This window comes from Saccharobesus litoralis (assembly GCF_003063625.1).
GTDB classification, from domain to species: Bacteria; Pseudomonadota; Gammaproteobacteria; order Enterobacterales; family Alteromonadaceae; genus Saccharobesus; species Saccharobesus litoralis.
Genome location: NZ_CP026604.1, coordinates 577,695 through 595,439, shown reverse-complemented (window position 1 = coordinate 595,439; position 17,745 = coordinate 577,695). Strand labels below are relative to the sequence as shown.

The 17,745-nt window shown below is 40.7% G+C and carries 14 protein-coding genes and 1 pseudogene; 12 read left to right on the top strand and 3 right to left on the bottom strand.

The genetic code is table 11. From position 1 onward, the window contains the following. Positions 1-64: 64 nt before the first annotated feature. The 11 genes and pseudogenes from C2869_RS22430 to C2869_RS02150 form a co-directional block, all read left to right on the top strand. A pseudogene (locus C2869_RS22430) lies at positions 65-289 on the top strand (transposase); the annotation flags it as partial. A 199-nt stretch (positions 290-488) separates the two neighbouring features. After that, positions 489-3,917, top strand: a complete 3,429-nt coding sequence (gene hsdR, locus C2869_RS02190; RefSeq protein WP_108601399.1) for a type I restriction-modification system endonuclease — start codon at positions 489-491, stop codon at positions 3,915-3,917. A 176-nt stretch (positions 3,918-4,093) separates the two neighbouring features. Further along, positions 4,094-5,167, top strand: a complete 1,074-nt coding sequence (locus C2869_RS02185; RefSeq protein WP_108601398.1) for a Fic family protein — start codon at positions 4,094-4,096, stop codon at positions 5,165-5,167. A gap of 56 nt (positions 5,168-5,223) precedes the next feature. Then, complete coding sequence (locus C2869_RS02180) at positions 5,224-6,759, top strand: class I SAM-dependent DNA methyltransferase (protein ID WP_108601397.1); 1,536 nt, start codon at positions 5,224-5,226, stop codon at positions 6,757-6,759. Next, entirely contained in the window at positions 6,756-8,153 is a 1,398-nt protein-coding gene (locus C2869_RS02175; RefSeq protein WP_108601396.1) for a restriction endonuclease subunit S, read from the top strand. The genes C2869_RS02180 and C2869_RS02175 overlap by 4 nt, the downstream gene beginning before the upstream one ends. Beyond that, complete coding sequence (locus tag C2869_RS02170) at positions 8,150-8,848, top strand: DUF3800 domain-containing protein (RefSeq protein WP_108601395.1); 699 nt, start codon at positions 8,150-8,152, stop codon at positions 8,846-8,848. The genes C2869_RS02175 and C2869_RS02170 overlap by 4 nt, the downstream gene beginning before the upstream one ends. Further along, on the top strand, positions 8,848-9,345 hold the full coding sequence (locus C2869_RS02165) for a hypothetical protein (RefSeq protein WP_108604926.1): 498 nt from the start codon (positions 8,848-8,850) through the stop codon (positions 9,343-9,345). The genes C2869_RS02170 and C2869_RS02165 overlap by 1 nt, the downstream gene beginning before the upstream one ends. Before the next feature lie 406 nt (positions 9,346-9,751). Then, on the top strand, positions 9,752-9,895 hold the full coding sequence (locus tag C2869_RS22425) for a hypothetical protein (protein WP_159083995.1): 144 nt from the start codon (positions 9,752-9,754) through the stop codon (positions 9,893-9,895). A 242-nt stretch (positions 9,896-10,137) separates the two neighbouring features. Further along, positions 10,138-10,674: a type IV toxin-antitoxin system AbiEi family antitoxin gene (gene abiEi / locus C2869_RS02160; RefSeq protein WP_108601394.1), complete on the top strand. Its 537-nt coding sequence runs from the start codon at positions 10,138-10,140 to the stop codon at positions 10,672-10,674. Continuing rightward, the gene (locus C2869_RS02155) at positions 10,664-11,584 is read left to right on the top strand and encodes a nucleotidyl transferase AbiEii/AbiGii toxin family protein (RefSeq protein ID WP_108601393.1); all 921 of its coding nucleotides are present in this window, start codon (positions 10,664-10,666) and stop codon (positions 11,582-11,584) included. Before abiEi ends, C2869_RS02155 begins: the two co-directional genes overlap by 11 nt. 490 nt (positions 11,585-12,074) lie before the next feature. Then, complete coding sequence (locus C2869_RS02150) at positions 12,075-12,392, top strand: REP-associated tyrosine transposase (RefSeq protein ID WP_228710740.1); 318 nt, start codon at positions 12,075-12,077, stop codon at positions 12,390-12,392. A gap of 435 nt (positions 12,393-12,827) precedes the next feature. On the opposite strand, the gene C2869_RS02140 is transcribed toward C2869_RS02150, so the two are convergent. Together C2869_RS02140 and C2869_RS02135 are read right to left on the bottom strand one after the other, a co-directional pair. Next, entirely contained in the window at positions 12,828-14,006 is a 1,179-nt protein-coding gene (locus C2869_RS02140; RefSeq protein ID WP_159083994.1) for a DM13 domain-containing protein, read from the bottom strand. 118 nt (positions 14,007-14,124) lie between these two features. Further along, a complete protein-coding gene (locus C2869_RS02135) occupies positions 14,125-14,661 on the bottom strand; it encodes an NADPH-dependent FMN reductase (RefSeq protein WP_108601391.1) in 537 nt (178 codons plus the stop codon). 115 nt (positions 14,662-14,776) lie between these two features. Here C2869_RS02135 and C2869_RS02130 point away from each other — a divergent pair, with 115 nt between their 5' ends. After that, positions 14,777-15,679 (top strand): LysR family transcriptional regulator, encoded by a 903-nt coding sequence (locus C2869_RS02130; RefSeq protein WP_199915618.1) that lies wholly within the window; start codon positions 14,777-14,779, stop codon positions 15,677-15,679. 707 nt (positions 15,680-16,386) lie between these two features. Here C2869_RS02130 and C2869_RS02120 read toward each other — a convergent pair. Next, positions 16,387-17,526 (bottom strand): IS110 family RNA-guided transposase, encoded by a 1,140-nt coding sequence (locus C2869_RS02120; RefSeq protein WP_108601389.1) that lies wholly within the window; start codon positions 17,524-17,526, stop codon positions 16,387-16,389. Positions 17,527-17,745 lie beyond the last annotated feature (219 nt).

The following is a 17,745-nucleotide window of genomic DNA, read 5'->3' as shown; positions in this document are numbered from 1 at the left end:
CAACTTCATTTTTTGGAGCTACGTCGTACGAGTGTTCTTTTTGCTCAATTAATAACTTAATTGTCAGTACAGTGTTGCAAATACGGTTGGATTTTTAAAAGGTAAATCTGCCATCAGGATTTTTAGGGAGTATCTTCAAGTAAAACGGAATTTTACGGGACGTCACTTTTGGGCAAGAGGTTATTGCGTGAGTACAGTCGGACTTGAAGAAAAAGTCGTGAGGGAATACATCCAAAATCAGGAAACAGAAGAAAAGCGCCAAGAGCAAATGCGCTTGGAGAATATTTAAACTTTTTAGCCCCTTCTAGGGGCTTTCATCATACCCCCGGCTTTGCCGGTGGTTGCTGATTTCCCTCTCATAAGGTTGTTATAAATAGCTGCGTAATATCTATACAAATGATAGAAAAAATGTTAATTTTTGAAAGCACTTTCGTTGTCGTACGCCGCCTACAAGTGCTTGTGTGGAAACGGTTTAAAAAGGAAATAACATGGAGAGTTCAAGCAATTTCGACTTTCTAAAAGAGCATCATGATTGGCTCTTTCAACTAGCTGAATCTGCCGAACGAAACTTCACTTCAGATCCCAACACCTCATTAATTAAAATGCGCCAGCTAGGCGAAGCTATTGCACAAACCATTGCAGCGAGAATAGGGGTTGAAGCAGGAAGTAAAATCAAACAGGTCGACTTGCTTCGTGATCTTGATTACAACCTTCGCCTTGATGATAATGTTCGCGATGCATTCCACACCATCCGTAAACTTGGCAACACGGCCACCCATACTTTTGATAGCAACAGCCATCGAGATGCACTCAAGTCATTGATGGTTGGTCATGCGTTATCTATGTGGTTTCATATCACTTTTGGCGGTAGCGCCGCTAAAGGGTTTAAAGTTAAAAAGTTTGTCAAACCCAAAGATCCGTCAGAATATGTACGCCAATTAGAAGAGCAGATAAAGCAGCTACAAACAGAATCCTTACGCAGTACAGAGCGTATTAAACACGCAGAAGCATTAAGTAAAATCGAAGCAGAAAAAGCTAAAGCAGAACACGAACGCGCAGAACAAATGGCTTTAGACAAATCTGTGTGGGAACAAGTTGCAGAGGAACATGAACAAACGCTAGCGGCCTATCGTAAGAAGATGGACGAAGCTAACGTTATTTATTTCCAAACATTCCAAGCCAAACCAAAAGAAGAACAAGCAGCCGAGCTTCAGCGTATTGAAAAATCTCCATTTGAAATGGATGAAGCTGAAACTCGTGTGGTAATCGATCAACAGTTGGTTGATGCAGGCTGGGAAGCCGATACCGAAAACTTACGTTACGCAAAAGGATCTCGTCCAGAGCCAAATAAAAATAAAGCCATTGCCGAGTGGCCTACAAAATCAGGTCCAGCCGACTATGCGCTTTTCATGGGAATGACTTTGGTTGGAGTGATTGAAGCGAAAAAGACCGCTAAGAATGTTTACGGAGCGATTGATCAAGCCAAGCGCTACGCCAGTGGCATTGAGCAATTACCTGAAGGTGTTGAAACTGCTCGCTATTCAAATGGTGAAGGGGGGGAATTTAACGTACCGCTAGTTTTCGCCACCAATGGCCGTGCATATCTAAAACAACTAGAGCAGGAAAGTGGCATTTGGTTTCTAGATGTTCGAGACAATACTAATCGTCGAAAGGCACTAAAAGGTTGGTATAAACCACAAGAAATAAAAGATTATCTTCGCCAAACGCCGCAGCAAGCAAACAGTGAACTTGATGAAATGGGGTTTGATTACGAGCTTAAACTTCGTGATTACCAGAAGAAAGCGATTTTAAGTGTCGAACAAGCCATCAAAGATGGTAAAGACAAAGCTATGGTGGCTATGGCTACAGGTACAGGTAAAACCAAAACCTGTATTGCACTGGTTTATCGCTTGCTAAAAGCAGAGCGTTTTCGTCGTATTTTATTCTTGGTCGACCGCAGTGCTTTAGGTGTACAGGCAACAACTGATTTTGGTGAGGTGCGTATGGAAAACCTCAATACCTTTGCTGACACGTTTGAAGTGCTAGGCATAGAGCCAGAAAAATCGCCAAAACCTAACCCTGATGACGATACCAAGGTACATGTTGCCACCGTACAAGGTTTGGTCAAACGTATTATGTACCCATCAGATGATGGCGCTAAACCAGGCGTTGGTCAATATGACTGTATTGTTGTTGATGAATGCCACCGTGGTTATTTGTTAGATCGTGAATTAAGTGAAACAGAAGTTAAGTTTCGCGATCAAAAAGACTACATGTCCAAGTATCGCGCAGTGATCGAATATTTCGATGCATTTAAAGTCGGTTTAACTGCCACTCCAGCACTGCATACAAAAGATATTTTCGGTGATCCCGTGTTTAGCTACAGCTATACGGAGGCGGTTATTGATGGCTATTTGGTCGATCACTTACCGCCAATTCGTATTCATACCAAGTTGAACACTGATGGAATCAAGTACGCGGTTAATGAGGAGGTGCAGGTATACGACCCTCAAACGCAACAGTTAGACTTAATTAACACCCCAGACGAACTAAACTTTGAAGTCGCACAGTTTAATCGTAAAGTCATCGCACCAGAATTCACCAAAGAAATATGCAAATGGCTAATTGAAAGCGACTCACTTGATCCGTATTCTCCTGAAAAATCATTGATATTTTGCGTCACAGATAAACACGCAGATGAAGTCGTTGAAGCATTAAAAGATGCTTGTGAGGTCTATCATGGTGAGGTCGATGACGACATGATTCAAAAAATCACTGGTGCTTCGGATAAACCGCTTGAGAAGATCCGCTTATTCAAAAACGACCGACTGCCGAACATAGCGGTAACCGTCGACTTGCTTACAACAGGCGTTGATGTTCCATCTATTTGTAACCTTGTATTTTTGCGACGGGTAAACAGTCGTATTTTGTTTGAACAAATGCTAGGGCGTGCTACCCGCCGCTGTGATGACATTGCCAAAGAGCGCTTCCGTATCTTCGACGCCGTAGATATTTACAAACAGCTGGAAAAGGTCAACAGCATGAAGCCAGTTGTTACCAAAGTAGATATCACGTTTACTGAATTAGAAACCGAAATAACTACCAGTTCAGATCCTAAATTACAACAGTTAGCCAAAGACCAATTTCTCGCCAAGCTACAAAGTAAGAAGAACTATCTGTCATCAAATCAAAACTCAGACTTTGAACGCATTGTTGGCAAACCACCTAAAGAGTTTGCCAAAGAGCTAAAAAGCATGAAGTTAACCGAGGTTGCAGATTGGTTTATCAAACACCCTGGTTTAGGTGAGTTACTTGATATGAAAGTAACAGGTACAGGTGGTAATAATAAAATTGTTATTTCAAAACATGGTGACATTGTTACGGGCACTTCAACAGGTTACGGCAATGGCCAAAAGCCAGAAGATTATTTGTCAGCGTTTAATAACTTTATCAGCGCTAATAGCAACCGCATGGTAGCAATCCAAACTGTTATTCAAAGGCCATGGGAATTAACCCGCGATAGCCTTAAAGAGCTAGCGCTAGAACTAGAGAAAAATGAATTTCGTGAGCAAGACTTAAAAGTCGCTTGGAAAGAAGTTAAAAACGAAGATATCGCTGCTCGAATTATCGGCTTTATTCGCCAAGCCGCTATTGGTGAAGCGTTAGAGCCTTATGATCAACGAGTGGATAGGGCGCTTGATAAAATACTCTCCAGCCAACCATGGAAAACACCACAACGCGAGTGGTTAGTCACCATTGCCGCGCAAATGAAGGCGAATATTATTGTCGATGAGCCTAGCCTAGACCAAGGTATCTTTAAACAGAGATTGGGTGGCTTGAAAAGAGCAAACAAGCTATTTGATATACCGTTAGCTGAAATCTTGAATGATTTTAATCAAGCGCTCTGGGCCAGCTGATGCACAAGATTATAATAATCTTGTGCATCATTTAATCATACACACAAAAAACTCTAGTTTCTTGTGCATATATGCTAGTATACGCATAAATAATCTTAATTTTTGTGCATGTAATTAAAACATGCACAAAAAACAACAAAGCTTAAGCCAGTGACAATCGCTGAAGACTTCTAATAATGACGACCCACTACCAAATTACCCCACTGGAGCAGCTTGGCGATATTGAAACTAAGCAAGTTTTAAAAGCAACGGCCAAAGCACATCAAGCGCTTGGTGAATTAAAAGGCTTAGCTGTAACCTTACCAAATCAATATTTACTGTTAGCGACCCTATCGCTTCAAGAAGCAAAAGAAAGCTCAGAAATAGAAAACATCATTACCACCCAAGACGATCTCTACCGCAGTCATTACCCGTCTCAACAATTTACATCGCACAGCGCCAAAGAAGTGCATAGCTACGCGAAAGCTTTAGAAATGGGATACGAAACGGTAAAAAAAACAGGCTTATTAACCAATAACACCATAATCGAAATTCAACGCATTATTGAAAACAATGATGCAGGGTTTAGAAAACAAGGTGGGACAAAGCTGCGTAACCAGCAAACGCAAGAAGTGGTGTACACCCCACCGCAAACAGCGGACGAAATTGTTGAATTGATGAGCGAGTTAGAGGCCTTCATCAACAACGACGAGCTAAGTGATTACGACGATTTAGTTAAAATGGCGCTGATCCATCATCAATTTGAAAGCATTCATCCTTTTTACGATGGCAATGGCAGAACAGGCCGTATTGTGAACATATTGTTCTTAAGCAAACAGAATTTGTTAGGTACGCCAATTTTGTATTTGTCCCGTTATCTCAACCGCAACAAAGCTGAATATTATCAACTATTGCAACAAGTCAGAGATACCAATAATTGGCAGCCATGGTTACTTTACATGTTAAGAGCGTTGCAAGTGACCAGCCAAGATACGCTAAAAACGATAAAAGCCATTATGGCGTTAATGCAAAAACACAAACAAATCATAAAAACGCAATTGCCGAAATTATATAGTCATGAGCTAATCAACAACCTGTTTATTCACCCGTACACTAAAGTTGAGTTCTTAGTAAGCGAACTAGGAGTGCACCGTAATACTGCCAGTAAATATTTGAACCAACTGGTGGAAATTGGTGTGTTGACCAAACATAAACTCGGCAAAGATAACTATTACCTGAATACTGAATTATTTAATTTGTTTGCTAGCTAGCAAACAGACTAAAGCCAAGTTAATTAACAGCAACAATATAGAAAGAACTAATAAACATGAGCACCCAAGATTTAATCAATAAACTCTGGAACCTATGTAACCTATTACGTGATGACGGTGTTACCTACCATGAATACCTCAACGAGCTGACCTATCTTATCTTCTTAAAGATGGTCGAAGAAACAGGCCAAGATGAACTTATCCCACAAGGTTACCGCTGGACAGATATCGAAAACTTTAATGCCGCGACGCGTTTAGAAGAATATAAAAAGTTACTGATTCACTTAGGCACTCATGGCTCTTTGATCACCAAAGCCATTTTTGCCGATGCTTCGACCTGTATCCGTAAACCTGCCACGTTGAACAAGCTCGTAACAGAGATTGATAACCTTGATTGGTACTCAGCCAAGCACGAAGGTTTAGGTGATATGTACGAAGGCTTGTTGGAAATAAACGCCAGCGAGAAAAAATCCGGTGCAGGTCAATACTTTACCCCGCGTGTTCTGATTGAAATCATGGTCGAGCTAATGAAGCCAACCCTTGAGGATGTCATTGTTGACCCAACTGCGGGCACCGGTGGCTTCTTAATTGCAGCACACCATGAAATCGAAAAGAATAACGACATCAAATTGCTAGACGAAGCCGCTTACGACAAATATCAACATGGTACATTCTTCGGTATGGAGCTAGTGCCTGATACGCGCCGCCTAGCCATGATGAATTTAATGCTGCACGACTTAGCGGTAGACGATACCAATGCAGGCGTATTGTTTGGTGACACACTATCAAACGAAGGTAAAGCCCTACCAAAAGCTAGCTTAATATTAGCTAACCCGCCTTTTGGCACCAAACAAGGTGGCGGTGTACCAACAAGGGATGACCTTGTTCATTACACCTCTAACAAGCAATTAGCGTTTTTACACACCATGTACCACTGCATGTTAAAGCCTGGTGGCCGCGCCGCTGTTGTATTGCCAGACAACGTATTATTTGAAGGTTCAACAGGTCGTAAAATCCGTAACGACCTGATGGAAAAGTGCAACCTGCACACTATTTTAAGGCTACCAACGGGTATCTTTTACGCCGCAGGTGTAAAAACCAATGTGCTGTTTTTTGAAAAGCCTACCGATGTCAATAAAGATAAAGGCTCTTTCGATAAGGGGAATACGAAGAAAGTATGGGTATATGATCTACGATCTAATATGCCGCAATTTGGTAAGCGCACTGTTTTAACTAAAGCGCACTTTGAAGAATTCTATCAAGCGGTTGGCAGCGACCTAACTCAAGTTGACGAAGCCAAACGCCAAGCGTTTATTGATCAACATAAAGGCGACAACCAAAAAGCAAGCGAAGTTGGTGATGTGGATACTTGTCGTTTACGTTGTTTCACTCGTGGAGAAATCACTGCTAAAGACGATTCACTTGACCTAGCTTGGATACGTGATGACAGCATTGAAGATGCTGCCAACTTGCCAGAGCCTGATGTATTAATTAATGAAGCGATAGAAGAGCTAGCAGGTGCCATCACAGATTTACAGTCTATTTTGGTAGAGTTAGATGTAGCAGAAGAAGCTGAAGAGGTTGGTGTATGAGCCAGTTGCCTCGGGGTTGGGAATTTATTCAGCTTAAAGAACTAATTATACTAAATAAAAAATTTAAAGACCTAGAAGATGACTTGGATTGCGGCTTTGTTCCAATGGCCAATGTACCAACAAAGCTTAATGAAAAACTAACGTATGAATCAAGAAAGTGGGGAGACTGTAAGAAAGGGTTTACTCATTTTCAAAACGGGGATGTGCTCTTAGCAAAGATAACTCCTTGCTTTGAAAATGGAAAAAGTGTTTTAGTAACTGATTTACCTAATGGTATCGGTGCTGGCAGCACAGAATACTTTGTAATGAGACCAAACGGGATCGACTCTCGTTACTTACATGCTTTTGTGAAAACAAAAGAGTTTGTAGACAGTTGTAAGGTGCATATGTCTGGCTCTGTTGGTCACAAACGTGTGCCGAAAGATTATCTTCTAAATTACATGGTTCCAGTGGCGCCAGAGAATGACCAAAAACGCATAGCAGATAAACTGGATTCGATATTAGCTAAAGTCGAAGCGGCACAAGCACGCCTAGACAAAATTCCAACCATCCTAAAACGCTTCCGCCAATCCGTCCTCGCCGCCGCCACCTCAGGTGAACTCACCAAAGACTGGCGTGAGGAGAATGACTTTGAATTCCCTAGACTTGATGACATAGATAGTTATTGGAAAGAGCAGTTTCTAAAACAAAATCGAAAATTTAAATCATATACCAGCCACACTGAAGATACGAACGACATCGGATGGCTTCCCTCAAAACTTGGTTCTATTTGTGATGTTCATGTTGGCTCTACTCCAAAAAGAACAGAGCCTTCTTATTGGAATGGAGATGTTAAGTGGGTAAGTAGTTCTGAGGTAGCATTCTGTGAAATTTTTGATACCAAAGAAACAATAACCATTAAAGGATTAGAGAATTCGTCTACTAAATTACATCCGTCGGGAACTGTAATGTTAGCAATGATTGGGCAGGGTAAAACTCGTGGACAACCAGCGATCTTGAGAACTGAAGCCTGTCACAACCAAAATACTGCGGCATTACGCATTCCTGAATATCATTTACTACCTGAATATCTTTACTATTTGTTGTGGGAAAGGTACGAAGAGACGAGAAAGATAGGCGCTGGTAATAATCAGAAAGCTCTTAACAAAGCAACTGTGCAGAGCATAGATATAAACCTTCCTCCTTTAGATGAACAAAAAATTATCGTGCAAAAAGTTGAGCAGTTGTTTGAGCAAGCTGGCACTGTCGAAAAACAATACAACGCAGCCAAAGCTCGATTAGACAAACTCACTCAATCAATACTGGCAAAAGCCTTTCGCGGCGAGTTGCTAAGCAATGACACTTTAAATGTAGAAAATGAAATTAATCAATCAAAAGTCGAGGTGTCACTATGAGTGAAACCTATAACGTTTATTGCGATGAATCTTGTCATTTAGAGAATGATGGTCAAAAGGCAATGGTACTTGGTGCAGTTTGGTGTTCTGTTGATAAACGTTTAGAGATTGCTAAACGCATTAGAGAGATAAAACAAAAACATGGTTTCAGACCAGACTTTGAGATCAAATGGACAAAGGTAAGTAAAAGCAAATTAGCATTCTACTTAGATGTCGTAGATTACTTCTTCGATGATGATGATTTTCACTTTCGTGGCTTAGTCGCGCCAGATAAAAATACACTTGATCACGAAAAATTCATGCAAATTCACGATCAGTGGTACTACAAAATGTACTTCACTATGCTGAAAGTGATATTTGATCCTCATGCCCATTACCGAGTTTACATTGATATCAAAGACACACTAGGTGCAGACAAAATTAAAACACTGCACGATGTGCTGTGTAACAACGCTTACGATTACTCTCGAAAAATAGTAGAGCGAGTTCAACAAATTCACTCGGATGAAAGCGAACATCTACAAGTTGCTGATTTATTGATTGGCGCTTTAGCCTATTTACATAGAGGCTTAACTACCAGCGAAGCGAAACAAGCGGTTATTAATCGTATTAAAGAACGAAGTGGCTATAAGCTTACTTGCAATACATTGCAACGCGAAAACAAATTTAACCTTTTGGTATGGCGGCCGTATTAATGTCAGATGATCAGCAACCAGATTGGCTACCTGAGCTAGTAACCCTCGAAGATTTTGGCGGAAACTGGCAAGACTTTTTTGAAACTGTTTACCAATACTTTGAACAAGATTTTGTGAATGATAAACCTGTATTTCGAGGAAAGCGACTGGGATTAAAACGTCATCCTGAATACGACGGCAAGTCAGCTACGTTTTGGCACATGATAAGTGAAGGTTCTGTTGAAGATGAGCGCACTCCAGATATGAGACGTTGCGAGCGGATTAGGTGGCCTAAGCCGATAATTGAGCATGACGCTGATCCCGCTATCAAAGTTTGGGCGGAAAAACGAGGAAGCAATAAGCGTATTCATATTTGGTTTGAACAAGAAGGTTATTTGGTGGTGCTGGACGATAGACGCGACTTTATCTTACCTTGGACTGCGTTTTATATAGAACGAAGTCATCAAAGAAGAAAATATGATAAACGTTATGAAAGAAACAAAGGGATTGAGATTTAAGTAGCTAGTCTCGCCCCCTAACGAGGGCGGAACCGTAACTCCTTCCACACTTACACCTGAGGATGGTGGATGAGATGCGGTTATAGTAGGCGCACTGCGCCTATTTTTCAAGATGTGATATTAGAATAAATTATAATTTTAAAGGATTACTTTATGGCAAGCCGTCCCAAAATGATCATCGATACGCTTCGAGATAATCCAGATAAGAAGTTTACCGCTAGAGAGTTGATCGGTTACGGAGTACAAGTGTACTCGATTGTTATTCGACTGGTGATTCATAGAATAATCACCAGTTTTTAAGACTCTGAATAAACTTGGATTGTGAGGGAAGCTTACTCTGCTATTTTTGACGTCATTCACTTAGCTGGTACGATATTACAAACTGATTGAACTTTGAGTAGGAAATATGACTGATAAAGCCAAACAAGCTAGGGCAAAGCGGATCATCCGCCTGCAGAAAAAGTATGGTGATACACTTAAACATGTCTCAGAAAACTGCAGGCAACAGGCTATTGCTTGGAACAAAGAGAAAGTACCTCGCGCGGTTTAATTCGATTTATTGCTCTATACCTCCTTAAGCATTGTCAATTAAGCCGAAGAGCGCACTTCTTTGATTGGTTATTCCTCTCTCGTTTGGCGAAAAGACAATGTTATCTAGTAGTTCGTAATCTTTATTATCAAGTACACAATTATGACACATAAAGGTGTTGTTTTTGTGTACTTGCTTGTTTTGGGTGTTAAGTCTACAATTATGACATGTTTAAGTGTAATTCTTGATAACTAGAGGGTGTGATGAAAAAAGCTGAAGCAATCAAAAAGCTTTTAGATTATGACAAGCGCGGCCGCTATGTTTATACCAACTCAGATTTGGCCAAAATTTTCTATCAAGATAACGAGCGAACATTACGTGCTGGTATTAAGCGCCTAATCGATGACGGACTTCTCACTCGTATTATCAATGGTGTGTATTTATATAGCTTAGCGCAGTCGAAGGGGAGCGATACTCTGGAACAAATTGCTAAAACGATTCGTCGTGGAGAATATAATTACGTTAGCTTGGAATCTGCATTATCTGATTTTGGTGCTATTTCTCAAATTCCTATTGATCGATTAACAGTCATGACGACGGGGCGATCAGCCGAATACAAAACACCATTTGGTACCATTGAGTTTACCCATACGAAACGAGCACCAATGGATATTCTTGCAAATACAAGCCAAGTTGGGCGCCCACTAAGGTTAGCAAGTAAACAAGCTGCATATAGAGATTTGAAACGAGTTGGGCGAAACACGCATTTAGTTAGCGAGGGAGCATTATATGAAAATTGATCAGGATAATTTTGCAGAACTGGTTAATAAGGCCATGCAAGATGAAAGTGTGACTCATATGCGAGCGGTAATCGAAAAAGAACTCTTGCATTACGACATTCTATTTGCCTTAGAAAAAGGAGGCCTCTTAGACAAGCTAACTTTTCGAGGTGGTACGTCACTACGATTATGCTATGGTGGTAATCGTTTCAGTGAAGACCTAGACTTTGCTGGAGGAATCGACTTTAGCTCAGCAATGTTGGCGGATATGAAGTCTTGCATTGAGAAATACATTGGCGAAAGGTATGGGCTGGAAGTCAACGTAAAAGAGCCAAAGGAGCTGAAAGAAGATCCAAAATATGCAGAACTGAGCATAGATAAATGGCAAATTGCCGTTGTCACGTCTCCTGAAAGAAAGGATCTGCCAAAACAAAAGATCAAAGTAGAGGTTGCAAATATTCCCGCTTATACAAAAGAGCCTCTATCTCTAAAAGCTAACTATGATTTTTTACCTGATGGTTATAGCGATACGCTGATTCTAACCGAAACGTTAGATGAAGTTATGGCCGACAAAATCATTTCTTTACCAGCCACGACAAAGTATGTCCGTCATAGAGATATTTGGGACTTAGCATGGCTTCAGCAGCAAGGTGCTAAATTGAATATGGAGTTGGTGAATAATAAGGTGGCAGACTATAAGCTTGAGCAGTACGAAGAATTATTAGCGAACTTGCTAGAGAAGCTACCAGAGCTTGTGACAAGCGAAGCGTTTATTGAGGAAATGAAGCGCTTCTTGCCAACAGATGTGTTTGATAGAACGTTGGCGCTAGAGAAATTCCAAATTTACTTGAAAAATACGTTGGTGAAGCTGTTTAAAAATGTACAAGATGAATTATCAGGCCAGAACGTCCCAACAGAGTTCAAAATGTAAAAGGTGACACTCCTGACTAGACTTTCTTTGTACTTTGCTTCAACATAAAGCTTATAATTTAGTCTAACATGAATGAGTTACAGCCCTTTCTTTTAAAGGATGTAGCAGGTGTTATCTAACCACAAAAGGGTTAGACAAATATTGGACAAATCGAGAGTTATTATGAGTGTTTATCAGTTATGGGTAAAATCAAGAAGCCAGTAAAAATAAGGCCTAAGAAGATTTCATAACATATCATAATACTCGTTTCACTTGGCTTTAAAATGCCGTTTTAATTTTATAAAGTAATGAAAAAACAGCGCCTGATGGCGCTGTTTTTGTATGTAGGCTAACGACCAATTCTGGTTAATTGAGGTGTGAGTTAATGTCGGGTGGCGTGACTTCGTCACTTAACCGACCTACGGTATCTAACAATATGGATTTTAATAAATGGAGTTTTGCGAATGAGATATCGTCGTAATTATGTTGCTGGCGGAACTTATTTTTTACTGTGAATTTTTTGGAGCGTGATAAAACACTGTTGGTTGATCACATTAATGAATTACGTGAATCGGTAAGGTGGGTGAAACAGCGATTTCCATTTCATATTGATGCTTGGGTGGTATTACCTGACCATATCCATGCCGTATTAACCTTGCCAAAAGGTGATAGCAATTATTCAAACCGCTGGCGTGAAATCAAAAAGCGTTTTTCTAAAGCCTTACCTCAAACGGAATTTATTTCCGCATGCCGTAGTAAAAACAATGAACGAGGAATTTGGCAACGCCGTTTTTGGGAGCATACTATAGTCAAAGCGATCTGGCTTTAGGGGAAGCCGTCAAAGCTACCGCGTCCTGCTCACGCCCCTTACCTGCATCCATGCAGGCAAGCTTCGAGACCCCATGAGCATATGCTCTATTATGTGATTGGGGCGAGCAAGCGCAGACAATGAACCATAAAACCTGAGCGAGAAGACTATATACGTGATGAGCTTGACTATTGGTGTCACGTTAATTACGTTCACTACAACCCAATGAAACACGGCTTAGTTGCAAAAGTAAAAGATTGGCCTTATTCGAGTTCTCATCTTGCAGTAGAGAAAGGGATATATTCTGTTGATTGGTGCGGTGAAGCTAAAAACTCTGAGAAGATTTTTAAATCTTAAATTATACGCGGCTAATACAAATTTAAAGTTGATTTTTACTTTTACTCTAAAAACGGCGCTTCGTAAGCGCCGTTTTTATGTGCATTTGATGAAAAGTGATTAATTAAAAATACCATCGCCAAAGCTGGTGTTTACAGCTGCACACCAAACACTTAAGCCATTCATCATATCTAAAGTACTTGGCGAATTTAGTGAAAGGGTTAATGTTTCGTTAACATAAGCTGATGACCTGTTTAGTTGACTACCTATGGCAAAACCGACTGTGCTGTCTTTATAATCACCGTCTACGCCGCCATAAAATAATACCTGTGGGCCGCCACCATCATAATTAAAATTACTGACTCGAATAGTACAGTTATCAATAATTTCAGCATTACCAGAAACATCATGTGCTTTCATTGAAAATGTCATTGTTTGGCCAACTTTAGGGTGATCATTATCTCCACAAGAAAAAGAAGATATCGCTTCACCAGCAACATATGCCGCAATATTTTTCACCGTTTGATCTGTCATTCTTTCTTTTGAATAAAACGGCATTTGACCGCCATCTAAACCTGAATAAACATTACTACTATCAGGCCCAGAGCGACGTATTTTGCTGGCAATATAGGTTTTACTGAGGTTTCTACCGGTTATAGGGGCTCTATATACGTCAGTTCCTAAGCCAGTTTCCCCATGGCAAACTGCACATGTTTCTTTGAATTCAGTTTGTCCAGTTGTCGCATTTCCCCCAGACATATCACCCGGAGCACTAACAATCGAATAGGTTACATTTGCTTCAGTAGAGTTATTCGATTGTTCTTCCAGATATTTTTTAAAGTTTAACCAGTCGTCGCTGGACTCTGTCCATAAATCTGCTGAACTTAAGGTCATCCAATCTTCTAAACAAGAATTGGCTGCGTCCATTATTTCGGTTAATGCTCCATTTTTATAACTGGTTCGATTGATTGCATTAAACAGTGGATTACCTGGGCGTTTAAATCCATCGGGCGCTAGCATCATGTCGTTTTCTGTGATGGCATGACAGTGCATACAAGCGAATGTGTTGCCTTTGGGGTGTTTGTTTTCGTATACCAGTTTACCTTTGGCTGCTGTATGGGTTGTTTGATCGCCACCAGAGCCGCCGTCATTGCCATTACCACCGTCACCGGTTCCTGTGCCGCCATCATTATTGGTTGGTGTTGAATCACCACCACCGCCTCCGCCACAGGCGGCTAAGGTTAATGCCAATAGGATTATGCCTAAGAATTGAGTTAATTTTATTTTTGTTAAGTTCATGTCAGGTCCATGGTCAGTTGGAATAAGTTGCAACTGATTAACAGACCCGATACGCATTAGTTACATTTCGCCAAAACGATTAATTTTGTGCGCTAAGTCACACTTTAATCGCGTTGAATTACAATAATGTTGAAACAATTTTTGCTAATTCGCTTGCTAGGTCTTCATTACGTAGCTTTTGTTGCTCAACGTCGAAGTTGTCAAAAAAACTAGGAATAGATAAAGAGCCTTTTACGTCGCCAGCAAAATAAGGCATTGAGTTTACGGCGGTATTTAATACATTTTTGGCGCCTCCTGGGCCAGGTGATGTCGCTAATAAAACCATAGGTTTATTTTGATAGACCTTCATATCAATGCGCGATGTCCAATCAAATAGATTTTTGTAGGCAGCTGTGTAGGAACCATTGTGCTCAGCAAACGCGATAATAATTGCGTCTGCGTGCGCTATTTTAGCTCGAAAGTTTTGCGCTAGTTTGTGCTGACCTAATTGCTGTTCACGCTCAGGGCTATAAATCGGCATTTCGTAGTCATTAATATCTAAAACTTCAATTTCAATATTTGCTGTTTGCTTAGATAGTAAGTTGGCTGCGTAAACGGCTAGTTGTTTGTTAATGGATGTGGCGCTGTTTGATGCGGCAAAGGTAAGTAATTTCATAACATTCTCCGTTAGCTAACACGTTTTAAACTGGTTTGTTTCTAAGTTGATATGGCTAGTTTAGTTTATTACCATTAAACTATTAATAGGTTTATAATTGATACACTATTTCCATATGGCTATTAATAATGCGTTGTTTGATGGGTTTGTTATTTTCCGTCAGGTTATTGAATCCGGTGGCTTTTCTGCCGCTGCCGATACGCTTGGACACTCTACGTCCTACATCAGTAAAGAGATCAATAAGCTAGAAGAAAGGCTGGGCGTTCGTTTGCTTAACCGCACTACGCGTTCTGTGGGGTTAACGCCTGAAGGAAAAGACTTTTATCAACAATGTGTACAAATAGTGCAAGATGCCGAGCATGCTGTTGCTAGGTTGAATTCACATAATGTAAAGCCGAAAGGAAATTTAAAAATTAGCTGCCCAACCAGCTTAGGCATTAATGTATTACAACCTATATTGTCTGAGTACCGCCAGCAATATCCAGATGTGACGTTGGAACTTGATGTCAATGATAGAAAGGTTGATGTAGTACAGGACGGTTATGATTTAGCAATACGCGCGACAAATCAACTTGACGAGTCGAGTCTAATTTGTCGAAAAATCATGTCGAGCCAAGCATTGACAGTGACCTCGCAGGCGTATATTGACAAATTTGGTAAACCTCAATCGCCGCAGGAATTAGCGGATCATCAAACCATTTGCTACAGCAATCTAAAAAATACCACACGCTGGTTTTATTACGATACTAATGGCGACAAAATATCCGTTGATGTTAAACCCGCCATGCTTTCCAATAGCGCTGCTATGGAGTTAGCCATGGTTATTGATGGTCATGGTATATGTCGCATGCCAGCGTTCAATATGCAAGAAGAATTGAATTCAGGGCTATTGGTGACATTGTTTGATGAGTTACCTAAACCCAACATAGATGTTTATGTGGTTTACCCGAGCCGTAAACATTTATCGCCTAAAATACGTTGTTTTATCGATTTACTTGTCGCGCGGATTGCTAATTAAGTGTTAGTGGTGTTGCAGGCACTACAAGTATAAATATCTCGATGCCAAACAGTTGTTACATGTAACTAATCAGCATTTTAAGTTGTAAGCCTAGGCTCCTTCCTCCTGCTTTTAGTGCATGTATGGATGCAGGTACTTAGAATTTGTCAGGAGCAAAATTCTGTAGTCTTGCTCTTTTGGGTAGAAAGGTTTGCAGGCTCTGCAAGCATTTATGCCAATGTCGTTAACTTAAGCCAACGTAGGTTGGTGCTTGCTTATATGGATATAAGTAGCTGGGATTTGTCTGGAACAAAAATCCCTAGAGCTTGCGAAGCCCAACACAAGCCGCGGTTTTGTTGGGCTTCATTCTTCAGCCCAACCTTCTATGAAGGACAGGAAGTCAATACCCAACCTTTAATTTATAAAAATCTCTTATGCTCTTTCTTCAAACCATAAGCTTTTTCCCATTTTTGAAGTTAATCAATTGCCCAGATTAATTTATTCGTGCTACTCAACATCAAGTGTGAGCGCAACCACCTTCTATCCGTTCCAGCCCTAAGCTGGCTACCTCAAACTGCATTCGTATGTGCAGTGAAATCTGGTTGAAGGTGCCCCTTCTACAAAAACGGTCAAGCTTGGCTTACCAAGGTTGGGCACGAGCACCTTCTCACAATCGTTAACGTTAATTCCTTATGTGTTTGTTGTCATTTGTGACTGCCTCTGTGCAATTAACCTTCCGTTAATTGTGCACCCTCGGGAATAACACCATGCTCAAGGTAACGCCACAGAGCCACTAATAATTTTCTCGCGAGCGCGACTATTCCCACTCTTCGCATCCGCTTGCTGCCTTTGTCAAAGCGCTCCTTAAACCATTGACTTAATTTGCTGCCTTTTTGGTAACGTAACCACAGCCAAGCAAACTCTATCATGACCTTGCGCACCCGCTTATTGCCTGCTTTACTTATTCCCTGTTCGCGTTGGCTGTCTCCGCTGTCATAAGGTGTTGGAGTTAATCCCGCACAACTCCCCACTTGCTTAGCGTTTTTGAAATCTCGCCAGCTAAAAAATTCTGCAACTAAGTACCAACTGGTTTGCCATCCTACGGCTTTGAGTTGCATCATTTGCTCTATCTGTTTTTCCATACTGCCGTCTTGGGCTTGGGTAACTCGCTCTTTTTGTAACGCTTCAAGTTCTTTCACTTGATTATCTACCATGACATAGCGCTCGTATTCGCGTTGTAATTCGTTCTTCGTATCAACTGGAATGTCATACCCCGTGACGGCGCCTTTAAGTTTAGGCAGTAATGTTTTTAAATCTTTTATGTTTGCTAGCCGTATGCCATGCAGAAAAAGTAAAGATTTTATCCTTGTTGAATGCGCCCCTCGCTCTTCGATTAATCGCCCTCGTTCGCGTTGTAATCGTCGTTTATCTTCTTGCTCAATAGTCGGGACTCTAACAGGCCTCATTGCCGTCAAATCACCTGAACAATAACGAATGAGTAGTCTGTTTAAGGCTTTTACGTCCACACCATCACTTTTGACTTGGCGTTGACGCCGATTCACTTCAATAGCGGCTGAGTCAATCACATAATTGGTGATATTTTCTTTTTCCAATGCTCTGTGTATCCAAAACCCATCTCGACCCGCTTCGTAACAGCTAAAAACCGGACAGTCTGGTGTGCATTTTAGTTTTTCTTTTGCCAGTTCAATTTCTGCAAGTAGGCTATTCCAATCACCAGCATCAATCGTTTTCTGTCTGAGCTTAACTTTATTACTAAATCCTAGCTTCCAGCTTTTTGCACTTAATTCAAAAGCAAGGTACAAAATATTTGAATTTGCGTTATCTTTATCTTGAAGGACAGTATTCATCTTTATTCACCTTTTTTGGTTTTGTCACCTTAAGGTTAGTCGATATACTGTCCTTCATAGTTTCTACCAAAAATCGTTAACTTAATGGCATTGGCATTTATGCTCGCCCACAAAAACTTGGTACTTTAAAGCCGCATTTTTCACTAAACTCATTAGATTAATTACCTTATTCGAAGGTATAAACCGGCCTATGGCTTATCAATTTCATTACGCTTAATC

Coding starts and splice junctions, on each gene's coding strand:
- hsdR (WP_108601399.1), top strand. CDS start 489: ATGGAGAGTTCAAGCAATTTCGACTTTCTAAAAGAGCATCATGATTGG.
- C2869_RS02185 (WP_108601398.1), top strand. CDS start 4,094: ATGACGACCCACTACCAAATTACCCCACTGGAGCAGCTTGGCGATATT.
- C2869_RS02180 (WP_108601397.1), top strand. CDS start 5,224: ATGAGCACCCAAGATTTAATCAATAAACTCTGGAACCTATGTAACCTA.
- C2869_RS02175 (WP_108601396.1), top strand. CDS start 6,756: ATGAGCCAGTTGCCTCGGGGTTGGGAATTTATTCAGCTTAAAGAACTA.
- C2869_RS02170 (WP_108601395.1), top strand. CDS start 8,150: ATGAGTGAAACCTATAACGTTTATTGCGATGAATCTTGTCATTTAGAG.
- C2869_RS02165 (WP_108604926.1), top strand. CDS start 8,848: ATGTCAGATGATCAGCAACCAGATTGGCTACCTGAGCTAGTAACCCTC.
- C2869_RS22425 (WP_159083995.1), top strand. CDS start 9,752: ATGACTGATAAAGCCAAACAAGCTAGGGCAAAGCGGATCATCCGCCTG.
- abiEi (WP_108601394.1), top strand. CDS start 10,138: ATGAAAAAAGCTGAAGCAATCAAAAAGCTTTTAGATTATGACAAGCGC.
- C2869_RS02155 (WP_108601393.1), top strand. CDS start 10,664: ATGAAAATTGATCAGGATAATTTTGCAGAACTGGTTAATAAGGCCATG.
- C2869_RS02140 (WP_159083994.1), bottom strand. CDS start 14,006: ATGAACTTAACAAAAATAAAATTAACTCAATTCTTAGGCATAATCCTA.
- C2869_RS02135 (WP_108601391.1), bottom strand. CDS start 14,661: ATGAAATTACTTACCTTTGCCGCATCAAACAGCGCCACATCCATTAAC.
- C2869_RS02130 (WP_199915618.1), top strand. CDS start 14,777: ATGGCTATTAATAATGCGTTGTTTGATGGGTTTGTTATTTTCCGTCAG.
- C2869_RS02120 (WP_108601389.1), bottom strand. CDS start 17,526: ATGAATACTGTCCTTCAAGATAAAGATAACGCAAATTCAAATATTTTG.